General features: G+C 63.4%; 14 protein-coding genes and 3 pseudogenes. 6 read left to right on the forward strand and 11 right to left on the reverse strand.

The genetic code is table 11. From position 1 onward, the window contains the following. Nucleotides 1-87 precede the first annotated feature (87 nt). Entirely contained in the window at nucleotides 88-975 is an 888-nt protein-coding gene (locus PSOLE_RS16720; RefSeq protein WP_074857790.1) for a PA4780 family RIO1-like protein kinase, read from the reverse strand. 87 nt (nucleotides 976-1,062) lie between these two features. Then, nucleotides 1,063-1,413: pseudogene (locus PSOLE_RS16725) on the reverse strand (LysR substrate-binding domain-containing protein); the annotation flags it as partial. Between PSOLE_RS16725 and PSOLE_RS16730 the strand changes: the two are divergent. Next, nucleotides 1,372-1,488, forward strand: coding sequence for a DUF2218 domain-containing protein (locus PSOLE_RS16730; RefSeq protein WP_115288480.1), 117 nt, complete (start codon nucleotides 1,372-1,374; stop codon nucleotides 1,486-1,488). The pseudogene PSOLE_RS16725 and the gene PSOLE_RS16730 overlap by 42 nt on opposite strands. Before the next feature lie 4 nt (nucleotides 1,489-1,492). Here the strand turns inward: PSOLE_RS16730 and PSOLE_RS16735 are convergent, their stop codons facing one another. Then, a complete protein-coding gene (locus tag PSOLE_RS16735) occupies nucleotides 1,493-2,236 on the reverse strand; it encodes a 5-oxoprolinase subunit PxpA (RefSeq protein ID WP_074857787.1) in 744 nt (247 codons plus the stop codon). Nucleotides 2,237-2,464: 228 nt separating this feature from the next. Here PSOLE_RS16735 and PSOLE_RS16740 point away from each other — a divergent pair. Then, nucleotides 2,465-4,699 (forward strand): annotated as a pseudogene (locus PSOLE_RS16740) (TonB-dependent receptor domain-containing protein). 354 nt (nucleotides 4,700-5,053) lie between these two features. On the opposite strand, the gene PSOLE_RS16745 reads toward PSOLE_RS16740, so the two are convergent. The 5 genes from PSOLE_RS16745 to PSOLE_RS16765 all read right to left on the reverse strand — a co-directional run bounded on the left by PSOLE_RS16745 (nucleotide 5,054) and on the right by PSOLE_RS16765 (nucleotide 13,696). Beyond that, nucleotides 5,054-6,166: an alpha-hydroxy acid oxidase gene (locus PSOLE_RS16745; protein WP_074857785.1), complete on the reverse strand. Its 1,113-nt coding sequence runs from the start codon at nucleotides 6,164-6,166 to the stop codon at nucleotides 5,054-5,056. Between the two features lie 62 nt (nucleotides 6,167-6,228). Further along, on the reverse strand, nucleotides 6,229-6,897 hold the full coding sequence (locus PSOLE_RS16750; protein ID WP_074857782.1) for a Fe2+-dependent dioxygenase: 669 nt from the start codon (nucleotides 6,895-6,897) through the stop codon (nucleotides 6,229-6,231). 143 nt (nucleotides 6,898-7,040) lie between these two features. Further along, the gene (locus PSOLE_RS16755; protein WP_004424913.1) at nucleotides 7,041-9,335 is read right to left on the reverse strand and encodes a TonB-dependent receptor; all 2,295 of its coding nucleotides are present in this window, start codon (nucleotides 9,333-9,335) and stop codon (nucleotides 7,041-7,043) included. Between the two features lie 232 nt (nucleotides 9,336-9,567). Beyond that, nucleotides 9,568-10,731, reverse strand: a complete 1,164-nt coding sequence (locus PSOLE_RS16760) for a type III PLP-dependent enzyme (RefSeq protein WP_004424916.1) — start codon at nucleotides 10,729-10,731, stop codon at nucleotides 9,568-9,570. Nucleotides 10,732-11,167: 436 nt separating this feature from the next. Then, nucleotides 11,168-13,696 carry a sulfite reductase flavoprotein subunit alpha gene (locus PSOLE_RS16765; protein ID WP_175472281.1) on the reverse strand — a complete coding sequence of 843 codons (2,529 nt, stop codon included), beginning with the start codon at nucleotides 13,694-13,696 and terminating at the stop codon, nucleotides 11,168-11,170. A 378-nt stretch (nucleotides 13,697-14,074) separates the two neighbouring features. Between PSOLE_RS16765 and PSOLE_RS16770 the strand changes: the two genes are divergently transcribed. Both PSOLE_RS16770 and PSOLE_RS16775 read left to right on the forward strand, forming a co-directional pair. Further along, nucleotides 14,075-15,658 (forward strand): peptide chain release factor 3, encoded by a 1,584-nt coding sequence (locus tag PSOLE_RS16770; protein ID WP_074857777.1) that lies wholly within the window; start codon nucleotides 14,075-14,077, stop codon nucleotides 15,656-15,658. A 265-nt stretch (nucleotides 15,659-15,923) separates the two neighbouring features. Beyond that, entirely contained in the window at nucleotides 15,924-16,391 is a 468-nt protein-coding gene (locus PSOLE_RS16775) for an REP-associated tyrosine transposase (RefSeq protein WP_074857775.1), read from the forward strand. Between the two features lie 70 nt (nucleotides 16,392-16,461). Here the strand turns inward: PSOLE_RS16775 and PSOLE_RS16780 are convergent, their stop codons facing one another. Further along, nucleotides 16,462-17,433 (reverse strand): AAA family ATPase, encoded by a 972-nt coding sequence (locus PSOLE_RS16780; RefSeq protein WP_074857772.1) that lies wholly within the window; start codon nucleotides 17,431-17,433, stop codon nucleotides 16,462-16,464. Nucleotides 17,434-17,491: 58 nt separating this feature from the next. Between PSOLE_RS16780 and PSOLE_RS16785 the strand changes: the two are divergent. Together PSOLE_RS16785 and cobB are read left to right on the forward strand one after the other, a co-directional pair. Beyond that, nucleotides 17,492-17,841, forward strand: a pseudogene (locus PSOLE_RS16785) (LuxR C-terminal-related transcriptional regulator); the annotation flags it as partial. 205 nt (nucleotides 17,842-18,046) lie between these two features. Beyond that, nucleotides 18,047-18,766 carry a Sir2 family NAD+-dependent deacetylase gene (gene cobB / locus PSOLE_RS16790; protein ID WP_074857769.1) on the forward strand — a complete coding sequence of 240 codons (720 nt, stop codon included), beginning with the start codon at nucleotides 18,047-18,049 and terminating at the stop codon, nucleotides 18,764-18,766. A gap of 289 nt (nucleotides 18,767-19,055) precedes the next feature. Here the strand turns inward: cobB and PSOLE_RS16795 are convergent, their stop codons facing one another. After that, nucleotides 19,056-21,236, reverse strand: a complete 2,181-nt coding sequence (locus PSOLE_RS16795) for a hypothetical protein (protein WP_074857766.1) — start codon at nucleotides 21,234-21,236, stop codon at nucleotides 19,056-19,058. A 117-nt stretch (nucleotides 21,237-21,353) separates the two neighbouring features. After that, complete coding sequence (locus PSOLE_RS16800) at nucleotides 21,354-23,078, reverse strand: fructose-specific PTS transporter subunit EIIC (protein ID WP_074857763.1); 1,725 nt, start codon at nucleotides 23,076-23,078, stop codon at nucleotides 21,354-21,356. Between the last annotated feature and the right edge of the window lies 1 nt (nucleotide 23,079).

The following is a 23,079-nucleotide window of genomic DNA, read 5'->3' on the forward strand; positions in this document are numbered from 1 at the left end:
GTTCTAAAGCCCCTCCCATAGCACCGGGCGCAACGTGAGGATGTGCGCACGGCGCACCCTACGGAGCAGAGCCCGGCAAAAGCTTTATCAGCGCATCCAGGGCGGGATCGGCTCGGCGTCCTTGGGTTCGTCTTCGGCGTTGAGCAGGGCCTGCTTTTTCGCCTCTTCGGCCAGGGCGGCCTTGATCTCGCGCATCACCGCGTCGATATCGGCAGCGTCCTCGGGTTCGGCGAATTCGCCGGTCAGCTGCGTATCGGGCAGCAGTTTGCCGGCCTCGTAGAGCGCCCACATTTCCTTGGCGTACTTGGTGTATCTCAGCTCGGGGGCGAACTGGCCGAAGTACTCGGCCATGTTGCGTACGTCACGTTCGAGCATGCTGAAGGCATGGTTGTTGGCGGCGGCATCCACGGCTTGCGGCAGATCGATGATCACCGGGCCTTCGGGGCCAAGCAGCACGTTGAACTCCGACAGGTCGCCGTGCACTAGGCCGGCGCAGAGCATCTTGACGATCTCCTGGATCATGAAGGCGTGAAATTCACGCGCGTCGTCCGGGTGCAGGTCGACGTCATTGAGCCGCGGCGCAACATCACCCTCGCCATCACCGACCAGTTCCATCAGCAGTACGCCGTCGAGAAAGTCGTAGGGTTTGGGTACACGCACGCCGGCATTGGCCAGGCGAAACAACGCAGCGACCTCGGCGTTCTGCCATGCGCTTTCCTGCTCCTTGCGACCATATTTGCTGCCCTTGGCCATGGCCCGCGCCTGGCGACTGCCGCGTACCTTGCGGCCTTCCTGGTACTCGGACGCCTGGCGGAAGCTGCGTTTGTTGGCCTCCTTGTAGACCTTGGCGCAGCGCAATTCATCGCCACAGCGCACCACATAGACCGCTGCTTCCTTACCGCTCATCAGTGGTCGCAGCACCTCATCCACCAGGCCATCCTCGACCAGGGGTTCAATACGTTTGGGCGTCTTCATCGGTGTGGATCACGGGTCCTTTCTGACGGAGAAAATAATTACGGCGCCATCCTCGCATAGCCAGAGGCGTATGCCGACTGTTGATCATCATGCACTGACCAGATGACGCCTGAGCGCCTCGATGGCATAGCGCACTTTGGCCGGTTGCGCATCGCGCCGTGGCGTAACGATATGCAGGCCGATAGGCTCGAGTTGCCAATCCGGCAGCAGCGGCAACAGCTCGCCGCGAGCCAGCAGTTCACGGACTTCCGGCACCGGCTGCAGCGACACGCCCATACCCGCCAGGGTGAATTGACGCGCGGCCAGGATGTTGTTGCAGCTGATGCGCGTCTCCAGCCGCAGGCGCTGCTGCACGCCACCGGGGCCAAGCACGGTCAGGTGCTGGCTGCGCTCCAGATGCAGGCCGATCCAGTCGAGCTTGAGCAATTGCGACGCCTGGAGGGTATCGTCGGCAGTCACTTCGAACGCTTCGCCTGGCAGGAGGAGCTGACTCTGGACTGGCAGCCCATCTGATCCCTCAAAGCGCATCCAGCCGAGCGCGCAAACGGCGCAACACCGCCAGCAACTCGGGGTTGTCGCCATGCACGCAGAGGCTGTCAGCCCGCAGCCGCAGCGGCTTGCCATCGATATCGGCAAAGGACTCGCCGCTGGCAATGGCCAACGCCTGGTCCAGGGTTCGCTCGGGATCATGGTGCACCGCGCCGCTGAGCCGGCGTGGCGCCAGTTGCCCATCTGACAGATAGGCGCGGTCAGCGAACGCCTCGAACATCAGCGGCACATCGGCCTCGTCAGCCAGACGCAGCTCCCGATCATTGTCAGCCAGCGCCAGCACCATCAGCGGCAGACCCTTGCGGTAGCTGGCACAGGCATCGAGTACCGCGGTGAGCAGCGCATCATCACGAACCAGATCGTTGTAAAGCGCGCCATGCGGTTTGACGTAAGCCAGCTGACAGCCGCGCGCTCGGCAAAAGGCATCCAGCGCCCCCACCTGATACAGCACCAGCGCGCGAACCTCTTCCGGCGAGCACTGCAGATGACGCCGACCAAAGCCCTGCAGATCCGGATAGGAAGGATGCGCGCCAATGCTCACGCCATGCGCCACCGCCAGTTCGACGCTACGCGCCATGATCAGCGGATCGCCCGCATGGAAGCCGCACGCCAGGTTGGCCTGATCGATCAGCGGCATGGCCAGTTCATCGTCGCCCATGCGCCAGGCGCCGAAGCCCTCGCCCATGTCGCAGTTGAGAAGAATAGGGTTCATGCCGGCAGCTTAGAGCGCCAGGAAAGCCTGCGTAAAGCTCGCCGATCACTCGATAATTAATCTCATTTACAAAATTTACACCTGCCTGCAGCCCAACCACCACGGCCTCTCCAGCCGGTTGCCATGCCCACCGATATCATCCGCAATTGAACCTTATATGCAAATCACTATCATCCCGGCCGTTTGCAACCGTTCCGCCTGCACCCTCTTACTGCCAGGAGTAGATCGATGTCCGCCCTCAATTCCCGCACCGCCTTGGCCAGCGCCATTGCCTTGATCGCCAGTTTCGGCGCCCAGGCCAACGAGCCTATCGCCCTGGGCGATGTGGTAGTCAGTGCTTCCGGCTTCGAGCAGAAGATCACCGAAGCCCCGGCCAGCATCAGTGTGATCAGCCGCGAGGAGTTGCAGCAGAAGCGCTACAACAACTTGGCACAGGCATTGGGTGACGTTGAGGGCATCGATATCGGCCAGGGCACTGGCAAGACCGGCGGGCTGAACATCAGCATCCGTGGCATGCCTAGCCAATACACCCTGATCCTGATCGACGGCCGCCGTCAGAATGCAGCCGGCAATGTCACCCCAAATGGTTTCAATGAGACCTCCACCAGTTTCATGCCGCCGATGTCCGCCATCGAGCGTATCGAAGTGATTCGCGGGCCTATGTCGACCCTGTATGGCTCCGACGCCATGGGCGGGGTGATCAATATCATCACCCGCAAGGTTGGCAAAGAGTGGACGGGCTCTTTGACCCAAGACTACACCTATCAGGAAAATCGCGATTTCGGCGATACCCGCAGCACCAGCATCTACGCCAGCGGTCCGCTGATCGACGAGCTGCTGGGCCTGCAAGTACGGGGAAGCCTGTTCAATCGCGAAGAATCCGACCTGAGCTACGGCAACGGCGTGGAAGTCAGCAAGCGCGGCCCATCCCCAGTCGATGGTGGTACCAACAATCTGGGCGCACGCCTGACTCTCACGCCGCACGAGAATCACGACTTCGGTCTGGACATTGAGCGCAGCCGCCAGAAGTACAACGAAGTACAACAACGATGAGTGCCAGCTCGGCAGTCTCGATGGCTTGAACCGCGACTGCACTGCCAATGCCACCACCGCCAATGGTTATGCCGACGAGTTACGTTTCGAACGCGAGCAGATCGCCATGACCCACACCGCGCGTCTGGACTTCGGCACTCTGGATTCCAGCCTGATGCACAACCGCACCGAAACCATCGGCCGTACCATTCCAGGTAACGTTATCGGCAATAGCTCCGGCATCCCAGGCACGCTGATTGGTGATGATCGCGATCTGGAGACAACCAACCTGGTTTTCGACAGCAAACTCGTAGCACCAATAGGTGAGTCGCACATTGCAACCCTCGGCGGTCAGTGGTGGAAAGCCGAAATGACGGACGGCATCGCACTGGACGAGTTCGAGCAAAAAACCTGGGCACTCTTCGCCGAAGATGAATGGCGCCTGCGTGATGATCTGGCCCTGACCTTGGGTGCTCGTTATGACGACCACGAAGCCTTCGGCGGCCACGTCAGCCCGCGCGCCTATCTGGTGTGGAATACCACTGACAGCTGGACACTCAAAGGAGGCATCAGCCGTGGGTACAAGACTCCGGATCTGAACGACCTGCATGGCGGCATCAACGGTGTCACCAGCCAGGGACAAGTCGTCACCATCGGCAACCCAAACCTGAAGCCTGAGACGACCACCAGCACCGAATTTGGCGTCTACTTCGACAGCCTGTCCGGCTTCAACGCCAACGCCACGCTGTTCCACAACAAATTCAAGGACAAGATCGCCAGCGGTGATCCGGTCGCAGATCCGCTGTGCAGCGGTAACGCTGCAAGTGGCGGACTCCGGCTGGCACCTGCTCGCAGCAGATAAATATCGACGAGGCGGTCACCCAGGGCCTGGAACTGGCTGCCAGCTGGAACTTCGCGCCGGCCTGGACACTTTCTGGCAATTACACCTACACCGACAGCGAACAGAAAAGCGGCGACAACAAGGGTGAACCGCTAACCAACACGCCGGAACACCTGGCCAATGCGAAGCTCGCCTGGCAGACCACTGATCGTCTCAACCTCTGGCTGAAGAGCGAATACCGTGGTGAGCGTGCTCGCTTCACTTCGAAATACGAGAACCTGGCCAACACCAACGGCAGCTACTCCACCAACCAGTCCATCTACGACACCCTGGGCAAGAACACCAAGGCCTATACCTTGTTCCATCTGGGTGGCTCGTTCAAAGCCTCGCAAAACGTGACGCTCAATGCGGCAATCTACAACCTGCTCGACAAGGACTTCGTCAAAGGTAAGGCCTACACCACTTACGCCAATAGCGGTGCAGCCAATGGCACGGCCTACGGTACGGACTATATCCAGAGCACCCAGTCCACCACAGGCGTAATGGAAGAAGGCCGCCGCCTGTGGCTGTCGGCAGTAGTCGAATTCTGACGGTCACCCCACAACGCAAAACGCCAGCCCTGGGGCTAATGCCAGTCAGTTAAGCCGTCGCACTCGATCTTTGTAGGAGCCGGCTTGCCGGCGATCCGCCATAAAAAGCATCGCCAGCAAGCTGGCTCCTACGAAAAACGCCCCCTCTACTGCAAGTAGGAGGGGGTGGTAAAGAACTTATCTGATCAGCATTAGCCCTGAGGCTGGCGCTCTGCTTTCTAGCAATTGCCGACCCTGCAGGTGGGAAGCCACACCACTGCAGTCATCAGCGGCAGATCATCGAACAGTAAGCCGCAGCCAACTCGACATGGCGCGAACATTGGCCGTAGAAGCCATCTGCCAAAGAATGTTGGTCTAGCGAGTGGCAGGACGCCAGATCACATCCGGCCCGATGCTGGCCAGGTCGGCGCAACCGGTCAGGGCCATGGCCACCTCCAGCTCCGCGCGCAGCAGCTGCAGCACGTGCGCTACCCCGACCGCACCGGCCGCTGCCAAGCCAAAGACGTAGGGCCTGCCAACCAGCACGGCGTCCGCTCCCAACGCCAGCGCCTTGTGGATATCGCTGCCACGGCGAATGCCACCATCGAGCAACAGTGGCATCCGTCCTTGCACAACTGCCGCGATTTCGGGCAGCACGTCGATGGTAGCCGGCAGGCCGTCCAGCGTACGTCCGCCATGGTTGGAGACGATCAGGCCATCCACGCCCGCCGCCAGCGCCTGTTCGGCATCAACTCTGCTCATGACGCCTTTGAGCAGAATCGGCAAACGCGTCTGCTCGCGCAGCCAGGTGAGGTCGGCCCAGGTCGGCGCCGCGGCCAGCAGTGGGCCGCCCAGGAGCAGGCTGCTGTTCTGCGAGTCGGCCTGCGCCTGCAAGGGTCGCATCCCACGCAGATTGACTGCCTCGACGCCCGCCGGCAGGGCGAAGCCGGCGCGCTGTTCGCGATTGCGCACGCCGTTGACCGGGGCATCCACCGTCAGCACCAGCGCCTGGTAGCCGGCGCTTTCTGCACGGCGGATCAAGGCCGCAGTGAACTCGCGATCAGGCTGGATATACAGCTGGAACCACAGCGGTGCCTGCGCCTGCGCCGCAATGGCTTCCAGCTCGACACTGGCCTGGGTGCTGACCACCATGCCCGCGCCCAGTGCAGCCGCCGCAAGTACGCTGGCCAACTCGCCATCGGGATGGGCGAGCTTCTGGTACGCCACTGGCGCAAGAAAGATCGGGTGGGCGAAATCCTGGCCGAACAGACTCAGGCGCGTATTGCCGCCGCTCAGGTCTTGCAGCACTCGGCTACGCAGACGCAGACGCTCGAACGCCGCCCGGTTGTCCGCCAGGGTCAGCTCATCCGCCGCGCCGCCGGCCAGGTAGGCCCATGCCTGTTCGCTCATGCGTTCGCGGGCATAGGGCTCGTAGTCGACGACGGCGGCGATGGTCGGCGGAATCTGCTGCAGCGTGGGCAATGGCATGCTGTTTCTCGGCGGGTCGGTGCGTGGAGGACAACGTTCGATCAGGGTGATGGATCGAGCGCTCAGGTCTGCGTCCATTGCCGCAGCAGGTTGTGGTAAATCCCGGTCAAGCGCACTAGCTCTGGGCTGTCTGGCACCTGCTGGCGCAGCGTCTGGATGCTGTCATCGAGTTCCAGCAGCACGTTGCGCTGCTCGTCCTGGCGCACCAGGCTCTGCACCCAGAAGAACGAAGCCAGACGCGCACCGCGGGTCACCGGTTCGACCCGATGCGGGCTGCCGCTGGAATAGAGAACCAGATGGCCGGCCGGCAGTTTGATGCGCTGGTCCTGCACCACCAGTTCACCGCCTTCGTACTCGTCCGGCTCGCTGAAAAACAGGGTGGCCGACAGGTCGGCACGAATACGATGCGGCGTGCCCGGCACGCTGAATACCGCATTGTCGATATGGTCGCCGTAGGCGCCACCCCCGGCATAGCGATTGAAGCGCGGCGGTACCACTTTCAGCGGCAACGCGGCAGCCATGAAACGCGGATGCTGGGCCAGGCAGGCCAGGATGAAATCGCCCAGCTGCTGCGTCAGTGGATCATCCTGAGCGAGCTGCTGGTTGGCCTTGACGTTCACCGCCTGGTGCCCAGCCGTCAGCCGGCCATCCTGCCAGTTGCCGCCTGCGAGCGCGGTGCGGCACTGCTGCAGCTGTTCGGCATTCAGCACGTCGGGAATGCTCAGCATCATGTTCGGGGTTCTCCAGGCCAATCGCCGTTGCGAATGATTCTAAAGGGCTGCAGCACTCGGACAGAAGCCCGATCTGCTGTCGCCACCAAAATGAAAACGCCCCGAGAGCGCTGCAATCGGGGCGTTGTACCACTCAAGCGTGCTTAGAAGCGGAAGTTGGTGCTCAGGGTGAAGGTACGCGGGTCGCCCAGCAGCACGCGGCGACCGTTCCAGTTGCTGGAGACGGCGTATTCCTCGTCGGTCAGGTTGTCGACGTTCAGGCGCACGTCCACATTGGCATTGACCTCATAGCTGGCCATGGCGGCGAAGGTGGTGTAGCTCGGCAGTTTGCCATGCAGGCCGTTGGCGACGATGCGGCTGGCATCGTCCGGGCGGCCCAGGTAGGACGAACCGACGTGCTGAGCGCCCAGGCCCAGGGTCAGGCCGACCGGCAGGCGGTAGGTCGTCCACAGGTTGCCGGAGACCTTGGGCGTGAAGGCCAGCTCGTCGCCGTCGGTGCGCAGCGCAGTGCCGTAGTCGCCGGCGTTGGCACGGCGACGCACCTCGTCCAGATAGGCGCTGTGCTTGCGCTCGCTGTCCATGAAGACGATGCCGCCGTAGACGTTCCAGGCCTCGGTGATCTGGCCCGAGGCGCCCAGTTCCAGGCCCTTGACCACCTGCTCACCATAGCCCTTGAGGCTGTCGCTGGTCTCGCCGGCGTCGCGGCCGGTGATGGCCACATCCTTCTTCACCGTGTAGAACAGCGCCGCGGTGGTGGACAGGCGCTTGTCGAAGAAGTCCCACTTGGTGCCGACTTCGTAGTTGTGCGCGCGCACCGGATCGGCGCCCGGGACGAAGCCGGGGAAGGCCTGGCCGTTGACCCGCGAGATGTCCGGGTTGGACAGGTAGGAGCCGGGCGGCTGGGTGGACACGCCGTAGGCGGCATACAGGCTGCCGTTCTCCGCCGGCTTGTAGACCAGGCCGAGTTTGCCGCCAATGCTGAACTCGCGGTCGTCGAAGCCGTCGGCGCCCACAGCGGCGCCGGTCTGGACGTTACGGCTGCGGATATCGACGTCGTACTGCTCCAGGCGCAGGCCGCCGGTCAGTTGCCACTGCGGGGTGAACTCCAGGGTGTCGTAGACGTACAGCGCCACGGTGTCGACGGTCACGTCGCTGCGCTCGCGCAGGCGGCTGTTCTTGGAAACCGGCCCGCTACGCTCCCAGTCCGGATCGAAGATATTGACGTTGCCCGGGTTGACCTCGGCGTAGGTGCCGGCCTCGGACTCCTCGCGGGTCAGCTCCAGGCCGGCTGCCAGGTTGTGCTTGATAGAACCGGTGGCGAACTGCGCCGAGAGGTTGGTCAGGTTGCTCAGGCTGGTGTTGACCCGGTCGTAGAACTGGGTGTCGGTACGCAGCTGGTCGCCGCCCAGGTACTGGAAAGGCACGGTGTAGCGCGCCTGGCGGTCGACGCGCGCCCAGCGGGTCTGGTTGCTCAGGGTCATGCCGGTCGAGAGGTCGTGTTCCAGACGCACCAGCAGCGCATCGCTGGTGGTGTCGTCGAAGTCCGACTTGAGGCCGTAGAACTCGTCACGGTCGACCCCGGACAGCGCCGGGTTGTAGGGCGTGTCGCCCTTCATGCCCTTGACCGACGCGCCGGAAACGCCCCAGTCCGGGCGGTCGTTCATCTGCACGTGCTCGTAGGCGAAGATCGCGCGGGTGTCGGTGCCCAGGCCGAAGGCCAGCGACGGGGCGATACCCCAGCTGTTCTTCTCGGCGTGCTCACGACCCGCCACGCCGCTGTCTTCCACCAGCAGGTTGAGGCGGAAGGCGGCGCTGTCGTGGATGATCTGATTGGTGTCCAGGGTGGCGCGGCGGCGCGCCTCGGAGTCGTACTGGTCGAAGCCGAAGCTGGCGCCGCCGGCGACGAAACTTTCCAGAGTCGGCGTCTTGGTCACCAGGTTGACGTAACCACCGGCGCCGCCGCGGCCGTTGTCGGCGGCCGGGCCCTTGGCCACTTCCACCTGCTCAACGTTGAACACGTCGCGGGTGTAGCTGCCGTTGTCGCGGGCGCCGTCGATGAAGATGCTGCCGGTGGTGTCGAAACCGCGCAGGCTGAAGTTGTTGGTGCCGCTGGAGAAGCCGTTTTCACCGGCGTTGAAGCTGATGCCGGGGGTGTTCTTCAGTACATCGGTCAGGGTGCGCGCGTTCTGCTCGCGAAACAGCGCCTCTGGGATGATGTTGATCGTCTGCGGCGTATCCAGCAGCGGCGCGGTCTGCTTCGGCGAGGACGCCTTGTCGACTTTATAGCCCTGATCCTGCTGGCCCTTTACGGTGACGCTGTCCAGCTCCACCGTGCTGTCCTGGGCCACGGCGAAGCCGGAAGCCAGGGCCAGGCCGATGGCCGAGGCGAGCAGGCGACGCTGGGGAAAAGGTGCACGCTTGTTATGCTTATCGCTCACGAGAATCACTCCTGATTGGAATCAGCGCGCAATACTAGATGAGACTCAATCTTAATCAATCCTTGCGAAGGATTTACATGAACTTATTTGTAACAAAGATGTCACCGACACTCCCCTGCAGCAAGCCAAGCGCTCTAGCCCGGGATGCAGCCGAGCCGGGAAAACCCGCAGAAACCTGACGCCAGAAATGCCAACGCCCACACGAGGTGGGCGTTGGCGAGGCGCGGATGCCTTACAGGTAGTAGGACTTCAGCGGCGGGAAGCCATTGAACTCCACGGCGCTGTAGCTGGTGGTGTAGGCACCGGTGGACAGCCAGTACAGGCGGTCGCCGCTGGCCAGGTTGAGCGGCAGGCCGTACTTGTAGTGCTCGTACATGATGTCGGCGCTGTCGCAGGTCGGGCCGGCGATCACCACTTCTTCCATCTCGCCCTTCTTCTCGGTCCAGATCGGGAATTTGATCGACTCGTCCATGGTTTCGATCAAGCCACTGAACTTGCCGACGTCGGCATACACCCAGCGCTCGACGGCGGTACGCGACTTGCGCGCCACCAGCACCACTTCCGAGACCAGCACACCGGCGTTGGCGATCAGCGAGCGGCCCGGCTCGAGGATGATTTCCGGCAGATCATCGCCGAAATCTTCCTTGAGGAAGCGGGTGATTTCCGCTGCGTAGGTTTCCAGGTCGTTGGTGCGCTGGATGTAGTTGGCCGGGAAGCCGCCACCCATGTTGATCATCTGCAGGGTGATGCCGTCCTCTTCCTTGAGGCGCTCGAAGATCACCTTGACCTTGGCGATGGCGGCGTCCCACACATCGATGTCGCGCTGCTGCGAACCGACGTGGAAGGAAATGCCGTACGGCACCAGGCCCAGTTGCTTGGCCAGGATCAGCAGGTCCAGGGCCATGTCCGGCTGGCAACCGAACTTGCGGCTCAGCGGCCAGTCGGCGCTGGTGGAGCCTTCGGTGAGGATACGCACGTAGATCTTCGAACCCGGCGCGGCCTTGGCGATGTTGCGCAGGTCGGCTTCGGAGTCGGTGGCGAACAGGCGCACGCCTTTTTCATAGAAGTAGCGAATGTCGCGCGCCTTCTTGATGGTGTTGCCGTAGCTGATGCGCTCGGGGCCGACGCCGGTGGCCATGACCTTGTCCAGCTCGTAGATCGAGGCGATGTCGAAGCTCGAGCCCTTGTCACGCAGCAACTCGATGATCTCGACGGCCGGGTTGGCCTTGACCGCGTAGTAGATCTTGGCGAAGGGGAAGCAGGTGCCCAGCTGATCGTAGGCATCAGCGATGATCTGTCGGTCGATCACCACGAACGGGGTTTCGTGCTGATCGGCGAATGCCTTCATGCGCTGGAAAGTGGCGGGTGCGTAATAGTCTTCGACCTTGATCGACATGCTGGGGACTCCAATGGCAAAACCGGGAACACATTGATTCGGGCAGCAGAACCGCTTACAGGTTCCGCTACGTGTCGGGGCTGGCCGCGCTAAACGCTGGCCTGAACGTCTGACAGTTTCCCCACTTTGGTTCGCCTACTTCCCAAGGCATGTCGCCGAGCATCACCGGTACCGACCATTAGCCGGCCGGCAACCTCTCGTCGTCAGTACTTGAGCCGGATGGATCGTTTCCAGCATGGACGTTCGGGCGCGGACTTTAAGACCATGCGCCCCTCAGATCAACCGGAAATTCCTGCTAATTTCATCTCGTTCCGGATATCACACAAAACGTTCTGAAATGCTGAACAGGCGGGGCTTTCAGCCAGTTTGGCGCAGCCGTGTTTCAGGGCCATTGCAGCACCTCACGGCGAGCGGCTTGCACCGCTCGCCCACCGGCTCAATACACGTCGCGCCGATAGCGCCCTTCCTCGATCAAATCGTCCACCACCTCGTCACCGAGCAGCTTGCGCAATGCCGCATCGACGCCACCGGCCATGCCCTGCAGGCTACCGCAGACATAGATCGCCGCACCCTCGGCCAGCCAGGCACACAGGCGCTCGTGCTGCTCACGCAGCAGATCCTGCACATAGCGCTTCTGCGCCTGGTCGCGGGAGAAGGCCAGATCCAGGTGCTGCAGCTCGCCCGCTCTCAGCGCCGCTTGCAACTCATCACCACAAAAGAAATCCTGCGCGCGGTTGCGCTCACCGAACAGCAGCCAGTTGCGCCCCTGCCCGGCCAGTGCCCGCGCGCGCAGCAACGAACGCAGTCCGGCCAGGCCGGTGCCATTGCCGATCAGAATCAGCGGCCGCTCGTCGTCCGGCAGATGGAAACCACTGTTGCGCCGCACCCGCGCCAGCACCTGCCCGCCTGTAGGCAGATGTTCGGTCAGCCAGCCGGAGCCCAGGCCGAGGCTGCCGTCGGCCTGCACGGCCTGGCGCACGATCAACTGCAGCACGCCATCGGCCGCCACCGAGGCGATGGAGTATTCCCGCGACCCCAGCGGCGCCAGGGCATCGACCAGCGCCTGGGCATGCAGGCCGACCAGATGCGCGAGGCTTTCCGGCAACTGACGCTCGGCCAGGGCTTCGCTCAGGCTCATCGCCTGGCCATCAAGGGTCACCGGCTCGAGGCCGTCGCAGCCGCAGTGCTGCAGCCAGGCCTGCACCCTCGCCGGGTCATGACGCGGGCGAATCTGCAGGATGTCGCCCGCCTGCCAGGCGCTCTGCGCAAGCGGCATCAGGCCGATGAAGAACACCGGCGCGCCCTGGCTGCCAGGATTGAGCAGACGCCGTTCGATCAGTGTCCAGCTCTGCCAGGGCACCTCTTCAAAGCGTACTGGCGCGGCGCCGGTCAACTCGCTCAGTTGCTGCTGCCAGCGCTGCAGCGCGACCTGGTCAGCGCCATCGACTTCGATGCTGTCGAACAGACGCTGCGCCCCCTGCAAGCCCAGCCAGTCGTTGATCCGCCGGGCGAAGCCGCAAAAGTGCTGGTACTGCCGATCCCCCAGCGCCAGCACGGCATAGCTCAGCTGTTCGAGCGGCAGCGAGCCGCCCAGCACCTTGCGCTCAAAACCCTGCGCAGCATCCGGCGCCTCGCCATCGCCAAAGGTGCTGACCACGAACAGCGCCTTCTGCGTCTGCCGCAGCCTGTCAGCGTCGAGGCGCGACAGCGGCTCGACCCGCACCGGGATGCCGGCGGCCTGCAACTGCCCGGCGCTCTGCCAGGCCAGTTGCTCGGCGAAGCCGCTCTGGCTGGCGAAACCGACCAGCCAACCGTCACCGGCATCGTCGCCCTTTAACGCAGAGCGTGCCGCCAGCGCCACGCGCTTCTTGCGCCGGCGATCCAGATACAGCAGCCAGCCGGTAATGAAGAACAGCGGCATGGCCGCCGTCGCCAGCATCATCAGGATGCGCCCGGGCATACCGAAGTACTCGCCCACATGCAGGGCGTAGACGCTGGTCAGCAATTGCGCCTTGAAGCTCTTGTCGGCGTAGCGCTCATGGCGGCTGACTTCGCCGCTTTTCGGATCGACCTGAAACTGGTTGAAGGCACGCACATGCTCGGCGCCATCGAGCATGTAGAAGACCGTCGCCGGCTGCCCGGCCACCAGCGGCAGGCGCAGATTCCAGGCGACCATCTTGGGCCCGGCGGTCTGCTGGATGCTCTGCCATACAGCATCGTAGTCGACCTCGGGCGCGGGGCCGCTGGGCGCCTGACGTACGCGACGATCACGCTCACTGCGCTGCTCGAGCGGCGTGTCGGAGAGCAGATGCGTCAGTCCTTCGCGATACCAGTCATAGGACCAATACAAACCGGTGAGCCCGGCACACAGATAGAACAGTAGCGCCCAGGTGCCGGCTATGGCATGCAGATCCCAGTTGAAGCTACGGCCCTTCTTCTTCCAGTCCAGGGTCAGCCAGGTGCGCCAGCTCAGCGCCTTGCGCGGCCAACGCAGATAGAGGCCGGAGAGACAGAAGAACAGCAGCGCCAGAGTGCTGGCAGCGGTGATCTGCTTGCCCACTTCGCCCATGGACAGGAAGCGGTGCAACATCAGCATCAGGTGAAAGAAGTCCTGGCCAACGGGCTCGGCCAGTACTTCACCAGTGTAGGGGTCGAAGACGATGCGCGGCCCGCGTCGCTCGCCCGGCGGGGGTACAAGAAAAGCGGTGCCAGGACCGTCGTGGCGACCATCGATCCACAGTGCGGTGACGCGATCGGCGGTAGCGGCCTCGATCTTCGCAGTCAGTTCGCCTGGCGTGAGATGCCCCTGCGCACTGGGCTGAATCTGCCAGCGCTCGGCGTTGAGCGCCCGGGTGATCTCGCCCTCGAAGCTGTAAAGGGCACCGGTGATGCCCATGACGGCCAGCACCAAGCCGGCACTGATGCCAAAGAACCAGTGCAACTGAAAGATGATTTTCTTGAACACGACGGAGCCACCCTTGCCCTGACCCACTGCGACGGGCGGCCACTCTATATGGGAATAATTTTCATAACCATTCATTTACGCATTATTTACGCGTCTACGGCACGGTCCGGCAGCATCACCTACCGGCCCATCTGAAAACCGATAGCCGCTCTCCGCCAGAGCTCGCAGTTATCGGTATAATCCCGCGTTTTACGGGTGCCAGGTTCTGTACAAAGGTCGTCGAGCGAAGGTCAGGCAAGGCAAAAACAGGCGAAGAAGCGGAGTTTACGTGCTGTAAATGAGCATTCTGAGGCTGTTTTTAACGCAGCCTCACCGAGCGCAGGCACCTTTCGTACAGAACCTGAGGCGCCTTCAACGATTCCATCCAGGCACATATTCATGACCACCCAGGCCGCCGAAGTCGCCAAGCGCCGTACCTTCGCCATCATTTCCCACCCGGACGCCGGTAAGACCACCATCACCGAAAAGCTGCTGCTGATGGGCAAGGCCATCGAGGTCGCGGGCACGGTGAAGTCGCGTAAATCCGACCGTCACGCCACCTCCGACTGGATGGAGATGGAGAAGCAACGCGGCATCTCCATCACCACCTCGGTGATGCAGTTCCCCTACCGCGAGCACATCATCAACCTGCTCGACACCCCCGGCCACGAAGACTTCTCCGAAGACACCTACCGCACCCTGACCGCGGTGGACAGTGCGCTGATGGTGCTGGACGGCGGCAAGGGCGTGGAGCCGCGCACCATCGCCCTGATGGACGTGTGCCGCCTGCGCGACACGCCCATCGTCAGTTTCATCAACAAGCTCGACCGCGACATCCGCGACCCGATCGAACTGCTCGACGAGATCGAGGCGGTGCTGAAGATCAAGGCGGCGCCCATCACCTGGCCGATCGGCTGCTACAAGGATTTCAAGGGCGTCTACCACCTGACCGGCGACTACATCATCGTCTACACCCCAGGTCACGGCCACGAGCGCACCGAAGCCAAGATCATCCAGAAGCTGGATTCCGACGAAGCCCGTGCCCACCTGGGCGACATGTACGAGCGCTTCGTCGAGGAGCTGGAGCTGGTGCAGGGCGCCTGCCATGAGTTCGAGCCCGACGCTTTCCTCAAGGGCGAGATGACCCCGGTGTTCTTCGGCACCGCGCTGGGCAACTTCGGCGTCGACCATGTACTCGACGCCGTGGTCGACTGGGCGCCGCGTCCGCTGCCGCGCGCCGCCAACGAGCGCATTGTGGAGCCGACCGAGGAGAAATTCTCCGGCTTCGTGTTCAAGATCCAGGCGAACATGGACCCGAAGCATAGGGACAGGATTGCCTTCATGCGCATCTGCTCGGGCAAGTACACCCAAGGCATGAAGATGCGCCACGCGCGCCTGGGCAAGGACGTGCGCGTTGGCGACGCGCTGACCTTCTTCTCCAGCGAGCGTGAGCACCTGGAAGAAGCCTACGCCGGCGACATCATCGGCCTGCACAATCACGGCACCATCCAGATCGGCGACACCTTCACCGAAGGCGAGAACCTGAGCTTCACCGGCATCCCGCACTTCGCCCCGGAACTGTTCCGCCGCGTGCGCCTGAAAGATCCGCTGAAATCCAAGCAACTGCGCCAGGGCCTGCAGGAACTGGCCGAGGAAGGCGCCACCCAGGTGTTCTTCCCCGAACGCAACAACGACATCATCCTCGGCGCAGTCGGTGTGCTGCAGTTCGACGTGGTCGCCAGCCGCCTGAAAGAGGAATACAAGGTCGAGTGCGCCTACGAGGCGATCAACGTCTGGTCGGCGCGCTGGATCGAGTGCAGCGACGAGAAGAAGCTCAAGGAGTTCAGGGACAAGGCCTACGAGAACCTCGCCATCGACGGCGGTGGCCACCTCACCTACCTGGCCCCGACCCGCGTCAACCTGAGCCTGATGGAAGAGCGCTGGCCGGAGGTGAAATTCCGCGCAACGCGTGAGCATCACTAAAGGCTCAAACGTGTAGGAGCCCGCTTGCGGGCGATCAGCTTCTGAACCACGCTTAACAGGCCGTTGAAAACGTAGGCGAGGCAGCCAATGCAAGGCAAAAACAGCCGAAAAAGCGCAGTTTACGTGTTGTAAATGAGCATTTTGACTGGGCTCGCACGCGAGGCTGTTTTTAACGCAGCAATGGCAACGCAGGTAGTTTTTCAACAGCCTGTTAACCCTGATCGCCGGCAAGCCGGCTCCTACATTTGATAGCGAGAGACTTGGAATGGATTCCAGCCGTTTTACCCATCATGGCCATGCCCTGCGCTCCGGGCGCGTTTCCGAAGCGAATCGTGCCTACCTGCTAACTACCGTAACCCATCAACGACATACGATCTTCCAGGACTGGCGCCTTGCCAGGCTGCTGATTGCAGAAATGCGTCGCCTGCATGATCAGCAGCTCGTCCACTCCCTCGCCTGGGTAGTAATGCCCGATCACCTGCACTGGCTCGTCCAACTGCAGGCGATGCCACTGTCAAAACTGGTGTTGCGGCTCAAATCCCGCAGCGCTATCGCCATCAACAAAGCTCGTGCAACCAGTGGTCACGTCTGGCAGAAGGGTTTTCACGATCATGCCCTGCGCAAGGAAGAAGATCTGGCCGCCACGGCGCGATACGTTGTCGCCAATCCGCTGCGTGCCGGATTGGTACAACGCGTCGGAGACTATCCGCACTGGGATGCGATCTGGCTGTAATGCACACCCTGTAGGAGCCGGCTTGCCGGCGATGCTTTTTCGTCAGCCATGATCGCCGGCAAGCCGGCTCCTACGAAGAGGAATCGCTGACCAGCAAACTATCGTGCTCGCAGGTACAGAGCAGTCGCGTCGCAGTTGGCTCAGCCAACAGCCACTCGGCAATTGCCGGTTCCAGCTCGGTACGTATACGGCGCGCCAGGGCCCTGGCTCCGAAGCGAATGTCATGCTCGCGACACAGCCAGGCGCGGGCGCTCTGATCCACCTGTAGCGCACGGCCCTGAAGGCCCAGGCGCTGATTGAGCTTGTCCAGTTCAATGTTCAGCAAGGCATCGAGCCACTGCTCATCGACACGTTCGAACACCAGAATGCGGTCGAGGCGATTGAGCCATTCCGGCTCGAAGCGCTCGTGCAGCACCTGTTCCAGCAATGCACCCTCGCCCTTCGGTGCCAGCCCCAACCAACGCCGCCAACCACGGGTGAAACGCTCGCGGTAGCGCTGCGCCTGCTGCGCACCGACATTGCTGGTCATGAAGATCAGGCTGTTACGAAAGTCCAGGGTGCGGCTGCCCGCAGTCAACGTCAGGCGGCCATGTTCGAGAATCCCGAGCAGGCTGCGTAGCACCTCGGGGCTGGCCTTCTCCAGTTCATCGAACAGCACGATACCGGGCCGGCCGAAACTGCCGGCGATGGCTTCGGCATCGAACAGCGTGGTGCCTTCCTTGCTGCCAACGTAACCAGGCGGCGCGCCGGTCAGCGCGGCGGCGTAATGCTCCTGGGCCAGGGTGTGCATGTCGATGCGGCACAGGGCATCGGCGCGACCATGAATGGCCTGGGCCAGCAGGCGCACGATCTCGGTCTTACCAACACCGGTGGGGCCCATGAACAGATTGACCGCCAACGGCCGCTCGCGCTCGCCGATATCGGCCTTGACCACCTTGAGCATGGCCTCGACCTGCGCCAGCACCGCATCCTGGCCGACGATGGAGCGCTGGGAAACCAGTCGCCTGATTCGCCGCAACACGCGCTGCCGGGCGCCGATCATCGTCATTTCCGCCAATGCATTCACCGACGACCGCGAACGCAGCATCGCCGCTGACTGCGACGACTACGTGACCAAGCCGATCAACCCCGAGGAGGTGCTCGCCCGCGTCGCCTCGCACCTGCGTACATCCTGCAGGCTGCACGCGCGGCGTCGAAACCCGCCAGCCTCAGCCTCGACGATGCTCCGGCGCATGCCAAGCTATCGGCGCGCTTCCAGCTCACCGAGCGCGAAGTGCAGGTGCTGCGCTGGGTCGCCTGCGGCAAGACCAACCGCGATATCGGCGACATCCTCGGCCTCAGCCCGCGCACGGTGAACAAGCACCTGGAGCATGTCTACGTGAAACTCGGCGTGGAAACCCGCACCGCCGCCGCCTCGGTGGCGCTGGCGGCGATGAGCGAGCGCGCCTAAGGCGGGTGCCCCGCCAATTGCTAAAGCGCAGCACGCCTTGCCCTACCATCGGCCACCCTCCTACGAGCTGCAACACCCCGTAGGAGCTGGCTTGCCAGCGATCATGGCTGACGAAAAAGCATCGCCGGCAAGCCGGCTCCTACGAAGAGCACACGGCATTGCAATTGGCTTAGAGTTGCAGCAACGCACCTGCTTCGGAGCCAGCATGCCCCAGCCCAATATCGTCATTCTCACCGGCGCCGGTATATCCGCCGAGAGCGGCATTCGCACCTTCCGCGCCGCTGACGGCCTCTGGGAAGACCACCGCATCGAAGAGGTGGCCACGCCCGAAGGCTTCGCTCGCAACCCGTCACTGGTGCAACGTTTCTACGACATGCGTCGCGCCCAGTTGCGCGACCCGGCCATCGCGCCGAATGCAGGGCATCTGGCCCTGGCCGAGCTGGAAGATGGTTGGCAGGGCGAGTTTCTGCTGGTCACGCAGAACGTCGACAACCTGCACGAACGCGCCGGCTCCAAACGCTTGCTGCACATGCACGGCGAGTTGCAGTCGATGCTGTGCAGCAACAGCCAGCAGCGTTTTCCGCTACTGGATGACATGCCGGTCAGCCAGGCGTGCGCCTGCTGCGGGCTGGTCGGTACGCTGCGCCCGGATATCGTCTGGTTCGGCGAGATGCCCTATCACATGGAGCGCATCTATGACGCGCTGGAGCAGTGCGAGCTGTTCGTCAGCATCGGCACCTCGGGGCATGTCTACCCGGCTGCCGGTTTCGTCGAGCAGGCACGTCGCGCGGGCGCGCATACCCTGGAGATCAATCTGGAGCCCAGCCAGGGCTATTCGCTGTTCGCCGAGAAACGCTACGGCCCGGCCACCGAGCAGTTGCCCCGCTGGGTGGCGGAGCAACTGGCCTGCCGAGAGAGAACGTAGGGCGGGTGAAACCCGCCAATACGCAAATGGCCGGCCGGCTAAGCATTCCAACCCCCAGGAGTGGCTTCAGCCACGAACAGCTTTCGCGGCTGAAGCCGCTCCTACAAGAACCCGGCATGTAGGGCGGATCGGGACGCCCTACCCGGCTGGGTGACAGAGCTGTTGGCGGGTTGAGCGGGAATGTAGGGCGGGTGAAACCCGCCAATTATCGAGCCGGCGGGTTGCACCCGCCCTACGCTTATCAGCTGACTGCCCCTCTCCCACAAGCGGGAGAGGGGGAGACGAGCACCTACTGCGCAGCGGCGTCGACAGGCGCCGCCGCTTCGGCCGGCACCTCCGGCTCCGGGCTGAACACGCCGTTGCTCCAGGCGTAATAGCCCAGCCCCAGCGCCAACAGCAGAGCGATGATCCAGGGCCATACCAGCGGCTTGTTGGCATAGGGATCGCGCAGTGCACGGTCGCTGCCCTTGGGCAGTTCCGCCATTTGCGTCAGCGCGGTGCCGAACGGGATGCTGATACGCGCCTGGGCATTCACCGCCCAGCCGTTACCATCGAGGATCGGCCCCAGGCTGCGCCGGCGCAGCTTGAACCAGGCCAGCAGCATCGACGGCCCGGAGATGGCCAGCAGCACGCCGAGCAGCAGCAGCGGAACCTGCCACCAGGCCAGCGACAGAATCCCCGTGACCACCGCCGCCAGTGCCGTGCCCAGGGCACCGACCGCCAGGCCGATGGCCGCGAAGATACCGGCGAACTTGGCGATATCGAAGGCCGGGGTAGGTGTGGCGGCTGGAGCAGAGCCGGTTTCGCCGACCTTGGCTGCGGTCTTGCTGACCATGTCGGCGTCGCGACTGGCTGCAAGCTTCTGCACCTGATCGGACACCAACTTGGAAACGCGTCGATACGGCGACCAGAACGCCTCGCGAATGCTGATCGCATGCTGTACCACCTTGACCACAGTGGCATCCCAGTCGTTACCGTCGCGGTCGTAGAACAGACCATGGCGACCGGCCTGCAGGTCGCCCTCGCTACCGGCGGTCACCGCCACCACGATGTTCAGCGCCTCCTTGCCCCGCACCGGCTCGCCGCGACGGGTGCAGGCGCAGTAGAGCAGGAAGCACTCACTGGCCGCCGCCACCTTGGCATGGGCCTCGACATCACCGACCTCAACCACCAGCTCGCAACTCTTGCCGTCGATATAGAGGACGCCAGCCTGGAACACGGCCTTTTCCTGCCGCGAATAAAAGGCCTGGAAAGACACGAAGTTGCGCAGCAGTCGGACCAGGCCATGACGCAGGCGAATCAGCTTGTCCAGCTCGACCAGCCCGTCCGCCGCTTCGGCCACGGTCTTGTCCTCTTCCACCAGCGCCAGCAGGCGCGCTTCGGCCCCCTGCTCCACCAGTTCGAGAATACGTCCGCGCTCGAGCACCTCGGCAATCGCCACTTTCGGCGTCTCGGCGCGCCAGGCCAGGTAGTTGCCGCACAGCGCGACCAGATGCTGCCACTGCTCGCGCGACAGGCTGTCCTGCTCGCCATACACCGGCACCACCACACGCTGGCGGAATTCATCGACGGCGTGCTGCCAGGCCGGGTTGAGGCCCTTGCTCAGCGGCAATTCGTCGCCATGCTGCACCACCGCCAGGGGCAGACCGGCCACTTCGCCAGCATCGGCCAATGACAGCGATGCCAGACGCACCAGCTCTTCTTCCTTGGCGTTCATCAGGGCCGCGGCGCGCGGGTCGAACTCGGCCATGGCCACACGGGTGAAATAATCGTCGATCTTGGCGCGCACGGCGCTCAGCGCTTCGACCGCCGCCACCGTGCCTTCACCGAAAGCGTCCAGCCCCTGTTCAGCTGCACGCGCGTGCCAGGCGTGCAACTGGCGCGCCTGGTCGAAGAAAGCGGTGATCTGCTCGGCACCGATGGCGGGCTCGCCACTGCGGTCGGTCTGTGCACCCAGGCAGGCGATGATGTCGGCGATGGCGGCCTTGAGCTCGGCATCATCGGTCATGCTGGCTGGCACCAGGCCATCGCCATTGGATTCGTGAGGCGGGAACAGCAATGCCAGGTCAGCGGTATCGGCCGGGGTCAGGCTGTCGCCATCGGGCCGGCCGAGTACACCCAGCAGACGCTGCGCAGCCAGACGCAGGCGTGTGCCCACGGCATCGTCGGTGAGCGAGGACAGCAGCAGCGGGCCTTGCTGAAACAGCACGGCAGGATCGGCCAGGCGCGCCAGAGTCCAGTCGACCACATCGAGCATTTCCGGCGCCCGAATACGCCCGTCCCTGTTCAGGTCGATGTAATCGAGCATGCGCCGGTCCAACTCGAGGTTCTGCACAGGGCAGGCCAGGCTGGCCCAGAGTTTCTGATCCAGGCCACGCAGGGCGGCGAGGTCGGCAGGGGTTTCCAGTTGCACCTGATCGAAACCGCCGGCACGGAAGAAGCGCCAGCGATGCGCGAGAGTTTGGGTCATCTAGAGCAGTTCCTTTCTGGGTGAAGGTGTCACGCCACGGGGCAGAGCAGTACAACGCCACCCCAAATCCCGGCGTCAGTGCAGCCAGTGTAACCGAGCCTCGTCACCTTGCACTCATCATGCCCCAACTGCCTGCGGCTGCACCTCGGGCTGTTTGATTAACGCGTAGAGCACACCCGTGACCAGGCTGCCGGCGACGATGGCGAACAGGTAGGGCAGCGCATGGTTGATGGCGTTGGGAATCAGCAGCACGAACAAGCCGCCGTGCGGCGCCATCAGCTTGCAGCCGAAATACATCGACAGCGCGCCGGTCAGCGCTCCACCGGCGATACTCGCCGGGATCACCCGCAGCGGGTCTTTCGCCGCGAAGGGAATCGCCCCCTCGGAGATGAAGCACAGCCCCAGTACCCCAGCGGCCTTGCCGGCCTGGCGTTCGCTCTCGGCAAACTTGCGCCGCGCCAGCACGGTGGCGATGGCCATGCCGATGGGCGGCACCATGCCGGCAGCCATGGTCGCGGCCATCGGTGCATAGCTGCTGGAGGCCAGCAGACCGACGGAGAAGGCATAGGCCGCCTTGTTGACCGGCCCACCGAGGTCGACGCACATCATGCCGCCGAGCAGTACGCCAAGCAGGATGGCATTGGTGCTGCCCATGCCATCGAGAAAGGCGGTGAGCCCCGCCAGCATACCCGCCACCGGGCTGCCGACCAGATAGATCATCACCAGCCCGGTAAACAGGCTGGCCAGCAGCGGGATGATCAGAATCGGCTTGAGCGCTTCGACGCTGGCCGGCAGACGCACCCCATGGGCGATGGCCTTGGCCGAATAGCCGGCAAGAAAACCGGCGACGATACCGCCGATGAAACCGGCACCCAGTGAACTGGCGAGCAACCCGCCGATCATCCCCGGCGCCAGGCCCGGACGGTCGGCGATGGAATAGGCGATATAGCCGGCCAGCAGCGGCACCATCAGTTGAAAGGCGCTCTCGCCGCCGATCTGCATCAGCGCGGCGGCCAGGGTGCCCTCCTCCTTGAACGCCTCGATACCGAAGACGAACGAGAGGGCGATCAACAGACCGCCGGCCACCACCATCGGCAGCATGTAGGAAACACCGGTGAGCAGATGCTTGTAGGGGCCGGTTTTCTCGCCACTACTGGCGACGGCCTTGCCCCCGACTGGCGCGGCTTCGCTCAGCGGTCGCGCCTCGCTGAGCGCCCGCTCGAGCGTCTGTTGCGGCTGCTTGAGCGCCACGCCAGTGCCGCAGCGGTAGACCTTCTTGCCGGCGAAGCGGCTGGTGTCCACCTCGATATCGGTGGCCAGCAGCACGGCATCGGCCGCATCGATTGCCGCATCGTCGAGCAGGTTGCGCGCACCGACCGAGCCGCGGGTTTCCACCTGCAATTCGATACCCATGCGCAGCGCCGCCTGTTGCAGCGCTTCGGCGGCCATGAAGGTATGCGCTACGCCGGTCGGGCAGGCAGTGACAGCGACCAGCCGACGACGCCCGCTCGGGACGGGTTCTCTGTTTTCACCATAGGGCTGAGCACGCTCGGCGGCCTCACGCAGAAAACGCTGCGGGTCGGCCAGTGCCTCGGCCGGCGTAGCCTGAAACAGGCGCTTGCCGGCAAAGCGGCTCAGCGGCAGCTCACCGGTCTTGACCACCAGCACCCAGTCGGCAGCGGCGATCTGCGCCTCGCTCAATGGCGAACCAATGGCGCGCGCGTCGTGCACCTCGACACGGGTTTGCCAACCCAGGCGCTCGGCGGCGGCCTGCAGCAGGCGCGAACACAACACGCTGGTGACCTGGCCATTGGGGCAGGCGGTGACGATCAGCAGATTCATG

The organism is Pseudomonas oleovorans subsp. oleovorans (genome assembly GCF_002197815.1).
GTDB classification, from domain to species: Bacteria; Pseudomonadota; Gammaproteobacteria; order Pseudomonadales; family Pseudomonadaceae; genus Aquipseudomonas; species Aquipseudomonas oleovorans.